This is a genomic window from Rhodococcus sp. ARC_M12, assembly GCF_022810385.1.
Lineage (GTDB): Bacteria > Actinomycetota > Actinomycetes > Mycobacteriales > Mycobacteriaceae > Rhodococcoides > Rhodococcoides navarretei.
The window spans coordinates 62,809-80,159 of sequence record NZ_JALGQI010000007.1 but is presented as its reverse complement, the minus strand read 5'-3'; the positions used below and the strand labels follow the sequence as shown (position 1 = coordinate 80,159).

14 protein-coding genes and 1 pseudogene are annotated in these 17,351 nt (G+C 65.8%); 13 read left to right on the top strand and 2 right to left on the bottom strand.

The window, feature by feature from the left end; all coding sequences use genetic code 11:
* The first annotated feature begins 2 nt into the window (after positions 1–2).
* From MTX35_RS10760 to hisI, 3 genes are read left to right on the top strand one after another with little or no spacing between them, the layout of a single operon-like run.
* On the top strand, positions 3–833 hold the full coding sequence (locus MTX35_RS10760) for an inositol monophosphatase family protein (RefSeq protein ID WP_243594943.1): 831 nt from the start codon (positions 3–5) through the stop codon (positions 831–833).
* On the top strand, positions 830–1,603 hold the full coding sequence (gene hisF, locus MTX35_RS10755; protein WP_243594942.1) for an imidazole glycerol phosphate synthase subunit HisF: 774 nt from the start codon (positions 830–832) through the stop codon (positions 1,601–1,603). The genes MTX35_RS10760 and hisF overlap by 4 nt, the downstream gene beginning before the upstream one ends.
* A 15-nt stretch (positions 1,604–1,618) precedes the next feature.
* Entirely contained in the window at positions 1,619–1,972 is a 354-nt protein-coding gene (gene hisI, locus MTX35_RS10750; RefSeq protein ID WP_243594941.1) for a phosphoribosyl-AMP cyclohydrolase, read from the top strand.
* Here the strand turns inward: hisI and MTX35_RS10745 are convergent.
* Positions 1,963–2,469: a MarR family winged helix-turn-helix transcriptional regulator gene (locus MTX35_RS10745; protein WP_243594940.1), complete on the bottom strand. Its 507-nt coding sequence runs from the start codon at positions 2,467–2,469 to the stop codon at positions 1,963–1,965. The genes hisI and MTX35_RS10745 overlap by 10 nt on opposite strands.
* 88 nt (positions 2,470–2,557) lie before the next feature.
* The gene (locus tag MTX35_RS10740) at positions 2,558–3,019 is read right to left on the bottom strand and encodes a peroxiredoxin (RefSeq protein ID WP_243594939.1); all 462 of its coding nucleotides are present in this window, start codon (positions 3,017–3,019) and stop codon (positions 2,558–2,560) included.
* An 88-nt stretch (positions 3,020–3,107) separates the two neighbouring features.
* On the opposite strand from MTX35_RS10740, the gene MTX35_RS10735 reads away from it, so the two are divergent.
* From MTX35_RS10735 to MTX35_RS10690, 10 genes and pseudogenes are all read left to right on the top strand, one after another.
* The gene (locus MTX35_RS10735; protein WP_243594938.1) at positions 3,108–4,676 is read left to right on the top strand and encodes an anthranilate synthase component I; all 1,569 of its coding nucleotides are present in this window, start codon (positions 3,108–3,110) and stop codon (positions 4,674–4,676) included.
* Positions 4,673–5,338 (top strand): TIGR02234 family membrane protein, encoded by a 666-nt coding sequence (locus MTX35_RS10730; RefSeq protein WP_243594937.1) that lies wholly within the window; start codon positions 4,673–4,675, stop codon positions 5,336–5,338. The genes MTX35_RS10735 and MTX35_RS10730 overlap by 4 nt, the downstream gene beginning before the upstream one ends.
* A gap of 79 nt (positions 5,339–5,417) precedes the next feature.
* A complete protein-coding gene (gene trpC, locus MTX35_RS10725) occupies positions 5,418–6,227 on the top strand; it encodes an indole-3-glycerol phosphate synthase TrpC (RefSeq protein WP_243594936.1) in 810 nt (269 codons plus the stop codon).
* A gap of 120 nt (positions 6,228–6,347) precedes the next feature.
* Positions 6,348–7,619, top strand: coding sequence for a tryptophan synthase subunit beta (gene trpB / locus MTX35_RS10720; RefSeq protein WP_279395849.1), 1,272 nt, complete (start codon positions 6,348–6,350; stop codon positions 7,617–7,619).
* On the top strand, positions 7,616–8,419 hold the full coding sequence (trpA, locus tag MTX35_RS10715) for a tryptophan synthase subunit alpha (RefSeq protein ID WP_243594934.1): 804 nt from the start codon (positions 7,616–7,618) through the stop codon (positions 8,417–8,419). The genes trpB and trpA overlap by 4 nt, the downstream gene beginning before the upstream one ends.
* Positions 8,416–9,438, top strand: coding sequence for a prolipoprotein diacylglyceryl transferase (lgt, locus tag MTX35_RS10710; protein WP_243594933.1), 1,023 nt, complete (start codon positions 8,416–8,418; stop codon positions 9,436–9,438). Before trpA ends, lgt begins: the two co-directional genes overlap by 4 nt.
* Positions 9,431–10,327, top strand: coding sequence for a TM2 domain-containing protein (locus MTX35_RS10705; RefSeq protein ID WP_243594932.1), 897 nt, complete (start codon positions 9,431–9,433; stop codon positions 10,325–10,327). Before lgt ends, MTX35_RS10705 begins: the two co-directional genes overlap by 8 nt.
* 43 nt (positions 10,328–10,370) lie before the next feature.
* A pseudogene (locus tag MTX35_RS26260) lies at positions 10,371–10,955 on the top strand (NINE protein); the annotation flags it as partial.
* Positions 10,956–11,221: 266 nt separating this feature from the next.
* Complete coding sequence (gene gltB / locus MTX35_RS10695) at positions 11,222–15,805, top strand: glutamate synthase large subunit (protein WP_243595091.1); 4,584 nt, start codon at positions 11,222–11,224, stop codon at positions 15,803–15,805.
* Positions 15,798–17,303, top strand: a complete 1,506-nt coding sequence (locus MTX35_RS10690; RefSeq protein ID WP_243594931.1) for a glutamate synthase subunit beta — start codon at positions 15,798–15,800, stop codon at positions 17,301–17,303. The genes gltB and MTX35_RS10690 overlap by 8 nt, the downstream gene beginning before the upstream one ends.
* Positions 17,304–17,351 lie beyond the last annotated feature (48 nt).

Below are 17,351 nucleotides of genomic sequence, written 5' to 3'. Positions count from 1 at the left end.
GAATGACCCTTCCCGAGGAACCGACTCGTCTACTGGAGATCGCCGGTGGTCTGCTCGACGGCATCCACGATCGGTTCGTCGCGGGCGTCGGCGCACCGAGCGCAGTGCAGAAGGGCCCCGATGATTTTGCCACCGCTGTGGATCTCGAACTCGAGCGTCGGCTCGGTGCGGAATTGCACGAGGCCACCGGAATCGCCGTTCACGGTGAGGAGTTCGGAGGACCGGACCTGAACTCCGGACTCGTGTGGGTGCTCGACCCGATCGACGGCACCTTCAACTACTCGTCGGGATTGCCCTCGGCCGGAACGTTGTTGGCGCTGCTCGACGACGGTGAGCCGGTCCTCGGACTCACCTGGCTGCCCCTGGTGGATCAGCGTTTCGCCGCTGTGGCAGGCGGTCCGCTGTTGCTCAACGGCGTCGCGCTTCCGGCGCTACAGCCGAAGATGTTGCGTGAATCCATGATCGGGTTCGGTGCGTTCAACGTCGCCAGTCGCGGTTCGCTGCCGGGTCGGTTCCGATTCCGTATTCTCGAAGAGTTGTCGATGCACTCCTCACGACTGCGGATGCACGGTGCAACCGGAGTCGATCTGGCCTACACGGCCAGCGGAGTTCTCGGCGGCGCGGTGGTGTTCGGTCACCGTGCCTGGGACAACGCGGCAGGCGCACTGCTGGTGCGCGCGGCGGGCGGAATCGTCACCGATCTGACGGGCGAACCGTGGACCGTCGATTCGCCGTCCGTGCTGGCAGCCGGGCCGGGAGTGCACGACGAGTTGCTGAAGGTGATCACCGAACTCGGTGATCCCGTCGACTACCTGGAAGGACCTGGGCGATGAGCGTCGCGGTCAGAGTGATTCCGTGCCTCGACGTCGACGCCGGGCGCGTCGTCAAGGGAGTGAACTTCGAAAACCTCCGCGACGCAGGCGATCCGGTGGAGCTTGCGGCCGCCTACGACGCGCAGGGTGCCGACGAACTGACCTTCCTCGACGTCACCGCGTCGACGTCGGACCGAGGCACGATGCTCGACGTCGTCAGTCGCACCGCCGAGCAGGTGTTCATTCCGCTCACCGTCGGCGGGGGAGTGCGCACCGTCGCCGATGTGGATCGACTGTTGCGGGCAGGGGCCGACAAAGTCAGTGTCAACACCGCTGCGATCGCCCGGCCGGAGTTGCTGCGCGAGCTCAGCGAACGGTTCGGCTCGCAGTGCATCGTGCTCTCGGTCGACGCCAGAACAGTTCCCGACGGACAGCAGGACACCCCGTCGGGATGGGAGGTCACCACTCACGGTGGCAAACGTGGCACCGGCATCGACGCCGTCGAATGGGCGGTTCGTGGTGCAGAGCTGGGTGTCGGGGAGATCCTGCTCAATTCGATGGATGCCGACGGAACGAAAGCCGGATTCGATCTACCGATGATCGCTGCCGTGCGGTCTGCGGTGCACGTGCCGGTGATTGCCAGCGGTGGAGCAGGCGTCGTGGAGCATTTTCCGCCTGCTGTTCAGGCGGGTGCCGACGCCGTCCTCGCCGCGAGTGTCTTCCATTTCGGAGATCTCACCATCGGCCAGGTCAAAGACGCGATGCGCGCCGAACGCATCGTCGTCCGATAGCGAAAAGGATCAGCGATGACACTCGACCCGACGCTGTCCGCGCGTCTCAAGCGCAACGAGGCCGGACTGTTCAGCGCCGTCGTGCAGGAACGGTCGACCGGTCAGGTGCTCATGGTCGCCTGGATGGACGATGAGGCGCTCTCCCGAACTCTCGAAACCCGCAAGGGCACATACTATTCCAGGTCCAGGCAGCAGTACTGGGTCAAGGGCGAGACGTCGGGTCACACGCAGTACGTGCACGAGGTTCGGCTCGACTGCGACGGTGACACCGTGCTCTTGGTCGTCGACCAGGTCGGCGCGGCCTGCCACACCGGCGCTCACACCTGCTTCGATACCGACGTCCTGTTGAGCCCCGACGCTCAGGCGTGACCGGTTCCGGCCGCGATTCCCTTGTCCAACTGGGCCAGTAGAGTCGAACTCAGGGTCCCGAGCTGCTCGACCTCCGCGTCGGACAGACCCTCGAACACCAGCGACTGCACCGTGCCGACGTGACCGGGTGCCGCTTCCACGACCTTGGCCATGCCTGCGTCGGTCAGCACAGCGTAGGAACCGCGGCTACCCGGGATCGACTCGCGCTCGACCCACCCGGCCTTCTCGAGCTTGGTCACCACGTGTGACAGGCGCGAGAGCGAGGCATTGGCGTACTCGGCCAGATCGCGGAGCTGGATCCGTCGCTGTGGATTCTCGCTGACCGTCGCGAGGACGAAGTAGTCGAAGTGGGTCAGCTGCGAATCGCGCTGCAGCTGAGCGTCCAACGCTGCCGGAAGTCGAGTGACCAGAGCGACGAGCGATCGCCAGGCCTCCTGCTGACTCTCGGTGAGCCAACGGGGATCCACCGTGTGTTGCGGTGTCGCCGACGTATCCATCGCGGGGAACCTCTCGATCAAGTTAGTTGTTGCCTGCACATGATGCCTCGAGGTTCCCCCCACCCGAGGCATCGCGTCGGACAGTGCTCTAGGTGCGATGTGCCCGCAGGTACTCCAGAGCCTTGTCCGCATGGGCTTCGAACCGTACTTCGCTGGAGAAGGTCTCGAGGACCTTCCGGTCGGTGCCGATGACGAACGTCGCGCGCTTGACCGGGGACAGCTTGGCCAGCAGCCCGCGCTTGACGCCGAACGCGGTGGCGACGGTGCCGTCCTCGTCGGAGAGCAGCGGGTAGTCGAAGGACTTGGAGGCGGCGAACTCGGCCTGCTTGGCGACGGCATCGGCGCTGATGCCTACTCGGGTGGCTCCGACCTCGGCGAACTCCGAGGCGAGGTCCCGAAAATGGCACGCCTCGGCGGTGCAACCGGGGGTGAAGGCGGCGGGGTAGAAGAACAGCACTATCGGACCGTTCGACAGCAAGTCGGTCAGAGTTCGAGTCTTACCGGTCTGGTCCGGCAGGGAAAAATCGGGAACGAGCTCGCCTGGTTTCATGCTCGGCAGGTTACCGCGAGCGACGACCCTGCCGCCGGAGCGGAGCCTGCGGAGTGACCCGTTGTGTCGAACCTGGGAGGATGGAGCAATGCACGGCGAGACGACCACGGATCCCAGCCCCACTCCCGACACCGAGAACTCGGACTCGACCACCTCGCGTGAGGTGTTCCGGCATCTCGCCGCAGAGCACCGCGTGGTGCCGGTGACGCGAAAGGTGCTCGCCGACTCCGAGACTCCGCTGTCGGCGTACCGCAAGCTCGGTGCCGACCGACCCGGAACCTTCCTGCTCGAGTCCGCGCAGAACGGCAGTTCGTGGTCCAGGTGGTCGTTCATCGGTGCAGGCGCTCCGGCGTCGCTCACGGTCATCGACGGTGAGGCCGCATGGCGCGGCAACGTCCCCGCGGGGGTGCCGAGCGGGGGCGATCCTCTCGAAGTGCTGGCGCGGACATTGGAGCTGCTGCACTCGGAGCGGCTGCCCGGTCTGCCCCCGTTGACCGGCGGCATGGTGGGTTACCTCGGATACGACTCGGTGCGGCGCATCGAGAAGCTGCCCGAGCACGCGCAGGACGACCTCGGTGTGCCCGAGATGGTCATGCTGCTCGCGACCGATCTCGCGGCCGTCGACCACCACGAGGGCGCGATCACCCTGATCGCGAACGCGGTGAACTGGAACGGCACCGACGAGCACGTCGACGAGGCGTACGACGACGCGGTGCGTCGTCTGGATCGGATGTGTGCGGACCTTTCGAAGCCCGCCGACTCCACCGTTTCCACCGTGTCCAAGCCCGCGCCGCAGTTCCGCCGACAGCGCACGTCCGAGGGCTTCGGTGCCGACGTCGCTCGCCTGGTGGAGGAGATCGAAGCAGGTGAGGCGTTCCAGGTGGTGCTCTCACAGCGCTTCGAGATGGACACCGATGCATCGCCCCTCGACGTCTACCGAATGCTGCGAGCGTCCAATCCCAGCCCGTATATGTACCTGATGCACGTACCGGGGGAGAACGACGAGACGGCTTTCTCCATCGTCGGATCGAGCCCCGAGGCACTGGTGACGGTGGTCGACGGTCTCGCCACCACACATCCGATCGCGGGAACCCGCTGGCGCGGCGCGTCCGAGGAAGAGGACGTGCTGCTCGAGAAGGACCTGCTGGCCGACGAGAAGGAGAACGCCGAGCACCTGATGCTCGTCGATCTGGGCCGAAACGATCTCGGACGCGTCTGCGCTCCCGGCACGGTGCGAGTGAGCGACTACCGCCACATCGAGCGCTACAGCCACGTCATGCATCTGGTGTCGACGGTCACCGGACGGTTGGCCGAGGGCAAGCGCGCCCTCGACGCGGTCAAGGCCTGTTTCCCGGCAGGCACCCTGTCCGGGGCACCGAAGGTGCGCGCGATGGAGCTGATCGACGAGCTGGAGCCGACGCGACGCGGCATCTACGGCGGCATCGTCGGCTACCTCGATTTCGCGGGGGACGCCGACACTGCCATCTCGATTCGCACCGCTCTGATCAAGGACGGCACCGCATACGTTCAGGCCGGGGCAGGCGTCGTGGCCGACTCCGTTGCGGAATACGAGGACGACGAGGCGCGAAACAAGGCGATGGCGGTGCTGGGAGCCGTCGCCGCTGCGGAGTCGCTCCGTGAGGTGGGCGGCCGATGACCGAGCGATCCGGTCGCCGCGGGTCGGCCGCGCTACCCGTCGCCCTTCTCGTCGTTGCTGCGGCGTGCCTGTGGGGCGCGTCGAGAATGACATGGGTTCGGGTGACGTCGTTTGACGGTCTCGGAGAGAGCCGAACCGACGAGCTTCTCGGCAGCACCTGGGCTGCTGCCACGACGCCACTGGCACTGGTGTTGGTAGCGGCGATTGCAGCGTCCTTCGCGGTGCGGGGGTGGGCTTCTCGGGTGCTCGCCCTGCTGATCGGCGTGGTGGCCGTGGCGGCGGCAATTCCGGCCGTTCGACTGCTCACTGCCGGGGCATCCGACGCGGAGTCCGCGGCGCTCGCAGAGCTTCCTGCACGCGCGCAGGTCTCGATGACGGACGTCTCGGTCCTGCCGGCGATCGTCACCCTCGTCGGTGCGGTCTGCGCCCTCGCTGCGGCAGTGGTGTCGATTCGGAAAACGTTTGCCCCGCAGGTACTCTCGTCCAAGTACGACGCCCCGGCGGTGCGTCGCGACGAGGTCGCTCGGCGTGCGCGCACCACGGCATCCGGTGCCGGCGTGCAGGACGAGGGGGAGGACCTCACCGAGCGCATGATGTGGGACGCGCTCGACGCCGGTGAAGACCCTACCGACGAGTCCGGTACCCGGCGTTCGTCGGATTGAAACGGACCTCTACGCTAGATCCGACCCCGATGAGATTCCTCACATCGGACGTCGACGCTCAGAAAGGACTGGGGGCACCATGACTGTTCTCGACTCGATTCTCGACGGTGTACGAGCCGACGTGGCCGCGCGTGAATCGGTGGTCGATTTCGCCGCCGTGAAAGCAGCCGCGAAAGCAGCCCCGGCCCCCCTCGACGCGGCAGCTGCACTCCGCGAGGACGGCATCGGCGTCATCGCCGAAGTGAAGCGGGCCAGCCCGTCCAAGGGTGCGTTGGCCGACATCGGCGATCCGGCCGTTCTTGCCCGCGCGTACGAGCAGGGCGGCGCTCGCATCATCAGCGTTCTCACCGAGGAGCGTCGGTTCCGTGGGTCTCTCGCAGACCTCGACGCCGTCCGGGCCGCCGTCTCGATTCCCGTGCTGCGCAAGGACTTCATCGTCGGTCCGTACCAGATTCACGAGGCTCGGGCGCACGGTGCCGACGTCATCCTGCTGATCGTCGCGGCGCTCGAGCAGGACGCGTTGACGTCGTTGCTCGACCGCACCGAGTCGCTGGGTATGACGGCGCTGGTCGAGGTGCACACCGAGGCCGAGGCGGATCGCGCCCTCGAGGCCGGTGCCAGCGTCATCGGCATCAACGCCCGCAATCTCAAGACACTCGAGATCGATCGTGACAGCTTCGGCCGTATCGCGCCCGGGTTGCCCAGCGAGATCATTCGTATCGCGGAGTCCGGTGTGCGGGGCACAGCAGATCTGCTCGCTTACGCCGGTGCCGGTGCCGACGCGGTACTCGTCGGCGAGGGCTTGGTCACTGCAGGCGATCCGCGCACGGCCGTCTCGGACCTGGTGACGGCGGGAACGCATCCGTCGTGCCCCAAGCCCGCGCGCTGACCCAGCACCAGACCCGAGCGCGGCGACGGTCCGCCGTTGGGGCACACTGGACCGGTGAGCACCAGCAATTCTTCTTCCATCACGGACGCCCCAGCGGCAGTCCGTTTCAAGGGCGCTGATCTGCCGCAGAGCAGCATCGGCCTCACCGATCGCAGCGCGCACGAGCCCGATGTCGGCGGCCATTTCGGTGTCTACGGCGGCAGATTCGTGCCCGAGGCATTGATGGGTGTGATCGAGGAAGTCACCGCCGAGTACGAGAAGGTGCGCAGCGACAACGAGTTCCTCGGCGAACTCGACCGACTGCAGCGCGATTACACCGGTCGCCCCTCGCCGGTCTTCGAGGCGACGCGGTTGTCCGAGCATGCCGGTGGCGCTCGGATCCTGCTCAAGCGAGAAGACCTGAATCACACCGGTTCTCACAAGATCAACAACGTGCTCGGGCAAGTTCTGCTCGCGAAGCGAATGGGCAAGACCCGTGTCATCGCGGAGACCGGTGCCGGTCAGCACGGCGTCGCGACCGCCACTGCCTGTGCCCTGATGGGTCTCGACTGCGTCGTCTACATGGGTGAGGTCGACACCGAGCGTCAGGCCCTCAACGTCGCCCGGATGCGTTTGCTCGGGTCGGAAGTCGTCGCAGTGAAGTCCGGTTCACGCACGCTCAAGGACGCCATCAACGAGGCGCTGCGCGACTGGGTCACCAACGCGGACAACACGTACTACTGCTTCGGCACCGTCGCCGGGCCCCACCCGTTCCCGGTCATGGTGCGCGATTTCCAGCGCATCATCGGCCTCGAAGCGCGGCAGCAGGTGCTGGCGTCCACGGGCAGGTTGCCCGACGCCATCGCTGCCTGCGTCGGTGGTGGCTCCAACGCAATCGGCATCTTCCATGCCTTCATCGACGACGCCGACGTGCGACTGATCGGTTTCGAGGCGGCAGGCGACGGCGTCGAGACCGGTCGCCATGCGGCGACCATCAGCGGTGGAACCCCGGGAGCGCTGCACGGCGCGTACTCCTACCTGCTGCAGGACGAGGACGGTCAGACCGTCGACTCCCACTCCATCTCAGCAGGATTGGACTACCCGGGCGTGGGTCCGGAGCACTCGTACCTGCACGACATCGGGCGGGCCGAGTATCGCGGAATCACCGATACCGAAGCGATGAACGCCTTCAAGCTGCTGTGCCGTACCGAGGGCATCATCCCGGCCATCGAGTCCTCGCATGCCATCGCCGGCGCTTTAACCCTCGGGAAGGAATTGGGTGAAGGCGCGATCATTCTGGTCAACCTGTCTGGCCGTGGCGACAAGGATGTCGATACCGCAGCCGAATGGTTCGGTCTGATCGACGGAGCCGGCGAAGCGAACGTGGACGACGAAGCAGGTATCAAGCCATGAGCAACAACGACTCCCGCCTCTCGGGTACCTTCGCGCAGTGCCGTGCCGACGGCCGCGCAGCACTCGTCGGATACCTCCCCGCCGGCTTTCCGACGGTGCCGCGATCGGTCGAGGTGTTCAAGACGATGGTCGACGCCGGATGCGACATCGTCGAGGTGGGCATTCCGTATTCCGATCCGGTGATGGACGGTCCCACGATTCAGGCCGCAGCCGATGTGGCGCTGCGGGCCGGGGCCCGAGTCAAAGACGTCTTCGCTGTCACCGAGCAGGTCGCTGCAGCGGGCGGAAAAGCGGTCGTCATGACGTACTGGAACCTGGTGCTCAAGTACGGCATCGAGAACTTCGCTCGCGACCTCGCCAACGCGGGTGGGCTCGGAATCATCACCCCGGATCTCATTCCCGACGAGGCGAAGGAGTGGATCGAGGTTTCCAACCGCTACGAACTCGACCGAATCTTCCTCGTCGCCCCGTCGTCCACCGAGGAGCGGCTCGTCAGCACCGTCGAGGCCAGTAGCGGTTTCGTCTACGCGGCCTCGACCATGGGCGTCACCGGTGCCCGCGACGCGGTGTCCTCGATGGCACCCGCGTTGTCGGCGCGTATCCGCGAACACTCCGACATTCCGATCGGCGTGGGGCTCGGCGTTCGGTCGGGAGCTCAAGCTGCCGAGATCGCGAAGTATGCCGATGCGGTCATCGTCGGTTCGGCCCTGGTGACGGCCGTCGACAAGGGACTCGATGCCGTGCGCGACCTGACGACGGAACTCGCCGAGGGTGTCCGTTCCGCTAACGTAGCGTCGTGACTTCGACCGCGATCCTGGCCTACATTCCCAGCCCGCCGCAGGGGGTGTGGCACGTCGGACCGCTGGCTCTGCGGGCCTATGCCCTGTTCATCATCATCGGCATCGTCGTGGCGGTGGTGTGGGGTGACCGACGCTGGGTGGCCCGAGGTGGAACCAAGGGCACAGTGCTCGACGTCGCAGTCTGGGCCGTCCCGTTCGGCCTGCTGGGCGGGCGTCTCTACCACGTGGCAACCGACTGGAAGACGTACTTCGGTCCCGGCGGAAACCCGATCGAGGCGTTGTACGTCTGGAACGGCGGACTGGGGATCTGGGGGGCGGTGTTCCTCGGCGGCGTCGGTGCCTGGATCGCCTGTCGGCGACGCGGAATCCCGTTGCCTGCCTTCGGTGACGCCGTCGGCCCACCGATTCTGTTGGCCCAGGCGATCGGTCGTATCGGAAATTACTTCAACCAGGAACTGTACGGACGCGCCACCACGCAGCCGTGGGGACTGGAGATCTACGAGCGGGTCGACGCCGACGGACGGCTCGATCCACTCAACGGCGTCTCGACCGGGTTCGTGGAACGAGTCGTGCACCCGACGTTCCTGTACGAGCTGTTGTGGAGTGTCGCGATCGTCGTCCTGCTGGTTCTCGTGGACCGCAAGTACAGGATCGGCCACGGTCGGCTGTTCGCGCTGTACGTCGCCGGATACTGCGCCGGACGGTTCTGGGTGGAACTCATGCGCGACGATTTCGCCACCGAGATCGCCGGGATACGCATCAACAGCTTCACCTCCGCCATCATCTTCGTGCTGGCGCTGGCCTACGTCGTGATCGCAACCAAGGGCCGCGAAGAGCCTGCGACATTGAGGTCCAACGACGACGAGGATCGCACGAGCGAGGCGGCAGCCGAGGGCACGTCTGCGGATGGCTCACCCCGTACATCGGTCCACGACACCACGGACGCAGACGCCGTCGATGCGAAGCCCGTTCAGGCGTCCGACAAGAAAGCCGAGGAAGAAGGCAGTACGCGTGGTTGATTTCGACAAGACCCCTCATCCGGAGCCGGAACCGAGTTCCAGCTCTGCCGATTCGAGCGACAGCGAGACCGCGCCGACCGCATCGTTCGGCACGCCGTTCGATTACGACGCCACCGCCGAAGCATCGCTGTCGGAACCGCCCGGCACCTCGGAGTCCGCACCGTCACACGGCCCCACCGGCCCCACCGGCCCTGGCTGGGACACGTACTCCGGCGTCGGAAACGGACCCGGTTGGTCCAGCACGCCGAGCTACCCGGCCCCGAGCCCGGACGGCAGTACCGACAATCCGCTCGGTGGTTTTCCGGCACCCCCCGGTTACCCACAGCAGGGGTACAGCCAGCCGGGGTACGGCCAGCCGGGGTACGGTCAGCAGAGCTACGGCCAGCAGGGCTACCCGCAGCAAGGTTACGGCCAGCAGGGTTACGGCCAGCAAGGATACGGTCAGCAGGGTTATTCGCAGCCGAACTACGGGCAGCAGGGTTACGGGCAGCAGGGTTACGGCCAGCAGGGTTACGGCCAGCAGGGTTACGGCCAGTATGGCTACGGCGTACCCCCTGGCTACCAGGGTGGATCCGCGTACGGTGTAGGTCCCGATGCACCGTACGGGCGTGATCCGGTGACCGGCGAGCCGCTGTCGGACAAGTCCAAGATCGTCGGCGGCCTGTTGCAGATATTTCTCGGTTGGTTGGGTGTCGGTCGTTTTTACCTCGGCAGTATCGGCATCGGCGTCGCACAACTGCTGGTGTTCTTCTTCGGGGTGCTACTCACCGCAGTGTTCGGCCTCGGACTCATCGTGTTGTTCGGGCTGTTCGTCTGGCATCTCGTCGACGGCGTGCTGATACTGGTGGGCAATGTGACGGACCCTCAGGGGCGAAAGCTGAGAGACTGATCCCCCTGCTGGTACTGCATCGAAAGTAAGGGAGCTCGACGTGAGTGACTCCGGTACATCGTCTTCGGACGGATCGTCGAGCGACGGAACCCCTCCGTCGGAGCCGACCATCTCGTTCGACAAAGGCTCCGCCTCAGGACCGGGTCCCGTGTACGGCGCACCCGACCCGAACTACACCACCCCGAATTACGGCAACGACCAGGGTGGGCAGTTCGGATCCACTCCCGGCACCGGTTACCCACCGCCCGCCGATTCGAGCCAGTACGGTGCGCCACCGCCATATGCGGGCGGACAGTACGCAGGTCCCCCGTACGGCGGTCCGCAGTACCCAGGTCCCCAGTACGCAGGTGGGCCCGGATACATGGACCCGATGGCTCCGTACGGTCGGCACCCGGTCACCGGTGAGCCGTTCTCGGACAAGCAGAAGCTGACGGCAGGTCTGCTCGGCATCCTCTTGGGCGCGTTCGGAGCCGGCCGCTTCTATCTCGACCAGCCGGGCATCGCGGTGGCGCAGATCGCGGTCACGTGGCTCACCTGCGGTATCGGCGGAATCTGGCCGTTGATCGACGGCATCATGATGCTCACCGGCAGCGTGCGTGATCAGCACGGTCGACCGTTGCGCGACTGACGATCGCATTCGTCACAGCCGATATTCGTGATTGCATCGATGCAGTTGCCAGCTGCTACGATTTCGCCATCCGGGAGCGTTCCCGGATTCTTTCGCGGGCCAGAGCTGTCCCGGTGAATTCCCGATAGGCCGTTCGATTCGGCTCGTCCGACCGCTCCGGTCGACTCGAGCCGACCCGCCGGCGGGGTTGCCGAGACTCTCGGTGCAGGGTCGACGACACTGCGCCGCCTTCACGCACCCCACCGGCCTATGTGGAGGTGATCGTGGTGCTGTTTTCTCGGATGCCTGCGGAGCAAGGTCTGTACGACCCGAGCTCGGAGAAGGACTCCTGTGGCGTGGCGATGATCGCCGACATCGCGGGTCGCCGCTCCCACGCGATCGTCGCCGACGGGGTTCTGGCATTGGAGAACCTGGAACATCGTGGAGCTGCCGGTGCCGAGCCAAACAGTGGTGACGGTGCGGGAATTCTGATTCAGCTGCCCGTCGAACTCCTCGACTCCCTCGCACCGTTCGATCTGCCCGCGGCCGGTGCCGACGGTGACAACACGTTCGCAGCCGGAGTCTGTTTTCTCCCGCAGGGCATCCGTGAGCGAGCGATCGCGATCGAGCGCGTCGAATCGATTGCGGCGGAAGAGGGTCTGGACGTTCTGGGCTGGGTTCCCGTCGAGGTCGATCCCGATCGCGCCGACGTCGGCCTCACTGCCCTCGGCTGCATGCCGTACATGAGCTACCTCTACGTCACCGCCCCCGAGGTCGACGGCACGCGTCCGGCCGGTCTCGCCCTCGACCGTCTCGTGTACGGACTGCGCAAGCGTTCCGAGCGAGTCACCCCTGAGATCGAGGCCGAGGGGTCGGGGCTGTTCTTCCCGTCGTTGTCCTCGCGCACCATCGTCTACAAGGGCATGCTCACCACGATGCAGCTGCCGCTGTACTTCCCGGAACTGCGTAACCCATTGTGCAAGAGCGCCATTGCCATCGTGCACAGTCGCTTCTCGACCAACACGTTCCCGTCGTGGCCGCTGGCGCATCCGCATCGCTACGTTGCGCACAACGGCGAGATCAACACCGTCAAGGGCAACCGAAACCGGATGCGCGCCCGCGAAGCGCTGCTGTCGAGCGACCTTATCCCCGGCGACCTGGAACGTTTGTTCCCCATCTGCAACCCCGATGCCTCGGACTCGGTGTCCTTGGACGAGGTGCTCGAACTGCTGCACCTCGGTGGGCGCAGCGTGCCGCACGTGGTGATGATGATGGTGCCCGAGCCGTGGGAGAACCACCGCACGATGGATCCACGGGTACGGGCGTTCTACCAGTTCCATTCATCGATGATGGAGGCCTGGGACGGTCCGGCCTGCGTGACGTTCACCGACGGCAGCTATGTCGGAGCTGTGCTGGACCGCAACGGGCTTCGGCCCGGCCGCTGGTGGCAGACTGCGGACGGCCGCGTGATCCTCGCGAGTGAGGCAGGCGTGCTCGACGTGCCCCAATCCGAGGTCGTCGCCAAGGGTCGCCTCGAGCCCGGAAAGATGTTTCTGATCGACACCGTCGCCGGGCGTCTGGTGCTGGACGAGGAGATCAAACTCCAACTGGCAACCGAACATCCGTACCAGGAGTGGCTGCACGCCGGCCTGCTCGAGATCAAGAGCCTTCCCGAGCGTGCTCACATCCAGTACAACCACGACTCGGTGGTGCGCAGGCAGGTCGCCTTCGGATACACAGAAGAAGACCTACGCGTCGTATTGACGCCGATGGCCGCGTCCGGCGGCGAACCTCTGGGTTCGATGGGTACCGACACCCCTGCCGCGGTGATGTCGCAGCGGTCGCGTCAGCTCTACGACTACTTCATCGAACTGTTCGCCCAGGTCACCAACCCACCACTGGATTCGATCCGCGAGGAAATCGTGACCTCGCTCGCGCGGGTGATGGGTCCGGAGCAGAACCTGCTCGAGCCCACTGCGGCGTCGTGCAGGCAGATCGTGTTGCCGTGGCCGGTGCTCGACAACGACGAGCTCAACAAGATCATTCACATCAACGACGACGGAGACCATCCCGGACTGTCGGCGACGGTACTGCGGGGCCTGTACGAGGTCGAGCGCGGCGGCGAAGGTCTCGCCGAGGCCATCGAGGAGTTGCGCGCCCGGGCATCTGAGGCGATCGCTGCGGGTTACACGACGCTCATCATCTCCGATCGCGATTCGGATCACACTCGGGCCCCGATCCCGTCGTTGCTGGCCACCTCGGCCGTGCATCACCACCTGGTTCGCACGAAGGAACGCACCAAGATCGCGCTCGTCGTCGAATCCGGTGACGCGCGCGAGGTACACCACCTGGCGCTGCTGATCGGTTTCGGTGCCGCAGCCGTCAACCCGTATCTGGCGATGGAATCGATCGAGGATCTGGTCGGCGAGGGCGAACTGACCGGAGTCGAACCGACGATCGCCGTACGGAATTACCTGTACGGACTCGGTAAGGGCGTACTGAAGGTGATGTCGAAGATGGGCATCTCGACCGTCGGGTCCTACACCGGCGCACAGGTTTTCGAGGCCGTCGGTCTCGATCGCGAGGTCGTGCGCGAGTACTTCAAGGGCACGGTCAGCAAGCTCGGCGGCGTCGGTCTCGACGTGCTCGCCGAGGAGGTCAAACTGCGACACCGCAGGGCGTACCCCGAGAATCCGACCGACCGCGTCCATCGTCGGTTGGAGATCGGCGGCGAGTACCAGTTCCGCCGCGAAGGCGAGCTGCACCTGTTCACCCCCGAGACGGTGTTCCTGTTGCAGCATGCAACGCGTACCGGCCGATACGACGTGTTCCAGAAGTACACCGACGAGGTGGACCGGCTCGCTCGCGAAGGCGGTGCACTGCGCGGTCTGTTCGAGTTCAAGGACGGGGTGCGGCCGCCGGTTCCACTCGACGAGGTGGAATCGGTGGAGTCGATCGTCACGCGGTTCAACACCGGCGCGATGAGCTATGGATCCATCTCCGCCGAGGCGCACGAGACGATGGCCGTCGCGATGAACAACCTCGGCGGACGGTCCAACTCCGGCGAGGGCGGCGAGGATGTCGACCGGCTCTACGATCCGAGGCGGCGCAGTGCCGTCAAGCAGGTCGCCAGCGGTCGGTTCGGCGTCACCAGTGACTACCTGGTCAACGCCACGGACATCCAGATCAAGATGGCGCAGGGTGCCAAGCCCGGCGAGGGCGGTCAGCTGCCCGGATACAAGGTGTATCCGTGGGTGGCCAAGACCCGACACTCGACGCCGGGGGTCGGCCTGATCTCGCCGCCACCACACCACGACATCTACTCGATCGAGGATCTCGCCCAGCTGATCCACGATCTCAAGAATGCCAACGAGAACGCACGCGTCCACGTCAAACTCGTCAGCTCCGTCGGTGTCGGCACGGTGGCGACGGGTGTCAGCAAGGCGCACGCCGACGTAGTCCTCATCTCGGGCTACGACGGCGGAACCGGTGCGGCACCGTTGACCTCGCTCAAGCATGCAGGCGCTCCGTGGGAGATCGGCCTGGCCGACGCGCAGCAGACGTTGGTACTCAACGGACTTCGTGATCGCATCACCGTGCAGTGCGACGGCGGCATGCGCACCGGACGCGACGTCATCGTCGCGGCGCTGCTCGGCGCGGAGGAATTCGGATTCTCGACGGCCCCGCTGATCGTGGCGGGGTGCATCATGATGCGCGTCTGTCATCTCGACACCTGCCCGGTCGGTGTCGCGACCCAGAATCCTGAGCTGCGTAAGCGGTTCACCGGCAAGCCCGAGTTCCTCGAGGACTTCTTCAAGTTCATCGCCGAGGACGTGCGACAGTATCTCGCGCAGCTCGGTTTTCGGAGTATCGACGAGGCGGTCGGTCGCGCGGACGTGCTCGAGACCGCAGCCGGTGTGGCGCACTGGAAGAGCAAGGGCCTCGATCTCGCTCCCATCTTCGCGATGCCTGTCGACCGGCACGGCGCCCCGATGACGCAGCGTCGACGCCTCCGCGCGCAGGATCACGGTCTCGATCTCGCGCTGGATCGGACGCTGATCCAGCTGGCCGAGGGGGCGCTGGAGGATGCCCACCCGGTCACGTTGGAGCTACCGGTACGCAACGTCAATCGCACTGTCGGAACACTTCTGGGATCCGAGGTCACCCGGCGCTACGGCGCGGGCGGTCTGCCCGACGACACCATTCGCATCGCGTTCACCGGGTCGGCAGGCCAGTCGCTCGGGGCCTTCCTGCCGCCGGGAATCACTATCGACCTGGTGGGTGACGCCAACGACTACGTGGGCAAGGGATTGTCGGGTGGCCGAATCGTCGTGCGCCCCGCCGATGATGCACCGTTCGTCGCCGAGGACAACGTGATCGCAGGCAACACGATTCTGTACGGTGCGACATCGGGCGAGGTGTACCTGCGCGGTAAGGCGGGGGAGCGGTTCGCGGTCCGCAACTCGGGCGCGATCGCGGTCAACGAGGGCGTGGGCGATCACGCGTTCGAGTACATGACCGGCGGTCGTGTCGTGGTGCTCGGGCCCACCGGTCGCAACATGGCGGCGGGTATGTCCGGCGGCATCGCGTTCGTACTCGGTCTCGATCCGGCGGACGTGAACATGGCGATGGTCGAACTGCAGGTGCCCAACCCGGACGATCTGGTGTGGCTGCGCGAGACCGTCGAGAATCATCAGCGCTGGACCGGGTCCACCGTGGCTACCTCGCTGCTGGCCGACTGGCCCCGCCGGTCTGCGCTGTTCACCAAAGTCATGCCCGTCGACTACCAGCGGGTGCTGGAGGCGACTCGAATGGCGCGTGCCGAAGGGCGCGACGTCGATGCTGCGATCATGGAGGCTGCACGTGGCTGATCCACAGGGATTTCTGAAAGTCGTCAAGCGTGAGGCCGCCAAGCGTCCGATCGGCGAGCGCGTCAAGGACTGGAACGAGGTGTACTCGCACCAGCCCACGAGCGAACGGGCCGCCGAGGTCTCCGATCAGGCACGCCGCTGTATGGACTGCGGAATTCCGTTCTGTCACTCGGGAACGGCGGGCTGCCCGCTGGGAAATCTGATCCCCGAGTGGAACGACCTGGTGCGCCGCGACCGCTGGGATGCGGCCAGCGACCGACTGCATGCCACCAACAATTTTCCGGAGTTCACCGGGCGGGTGTGCCCGGCACCGTGCGAATCGGCCTGTGTTCTCTCGATTTCCGAGGCGGCCACCGGTGGCAGCGTCACGATCAAGCGCGTCGAGCAGACGATCGCGGATCTGGCCTGGGAGGGCGGCAGCGTCGTTCCGCAGCCACCGATGATCACCACCGGCAAGCGCGTCGCCGTCGTCGGATCGGGTCCTGCGGGATTGGCTGCAGCGCAACAGCTCACGCGCGCCGGGCATGACGTCACCGTGTACGAGCGAGACGATCGACTCGGCGGATTGCTCCGCTACGGCATCCCCGAGTTCAAGCTGGAGAAGTCGGTGCTCGATCAGCGCCTCATGCAGATGCGGGCTGAGGGAACGCATTTCGTCACCGATTGCGAGGTCGGGATCGACTTCACCGTCGAGCAGCTACGCGAATCGTTCGACGCGGTCGTCTTGGCGGTCGGAGCTCTACGGGCCCGCGACAATGCCGAGGTCATCGGTCGCGAACTCGACGGCATCCACCTGGCCATGGAGCATCTGGTGCCGTCGAACAAAGAATGCGAGGGCGACGGCCCCACCTCCATCTCCGCTGCGGACAAGCACGTGGTCATCATCGGCGGCGGTGACACCGGAGCAGACTGCCTGGGAACGGCCCACCGACAGGGTGCTGCATCGGTCACGCAACTCGACTACAACCCCGCGCTGCCCGGGGCTCGCGACGACGGTCTCTCACCGTGGCCGTCGTGGCCGCTGGTGCTGCGCACCTCACCCGCGCACGCCGAGGGTGGCGTCGTGCGTCATCAGGTCGCGGTCCAGCGATTCCTCGGTGACGAGCGCGGGCACGTTCGGGCCATGGTGCTCGCCGAGGTCGAGGTCCAGCGCGACGCGGACGGTCGACGCATCGTCACGCCCATCGGGGAGGAGGTCGAATTGCCCTGCGATCTGGCGTTGTTCGCCATCGGTTTCGAAGGCGTGGAGCTCGGTCCGTTGCTCGACGAGTACGGCCTGACACCGACCAAGCGGGGCGCGCTCTCGTGTGGTCCCGACTGGCAGACCACGGCACCCGGGGTATTCGTGTGCGGGGATGCGCACCGCGGTGCGTCGTTGGTCGTGTGGGCGATTGCGGAGGGTCGATCGGCGGCCCACGGAGTCGACGCTTTTCTGACCGGACACTCGGAATTGCCGTCGCCGGTACACCCGACCGCACTGCCCCTGGCGGTCGTGTGACCTCTGTCTCTGAACCGGTACAGACCCTCTCAGCAGCAAGGTAGCGTG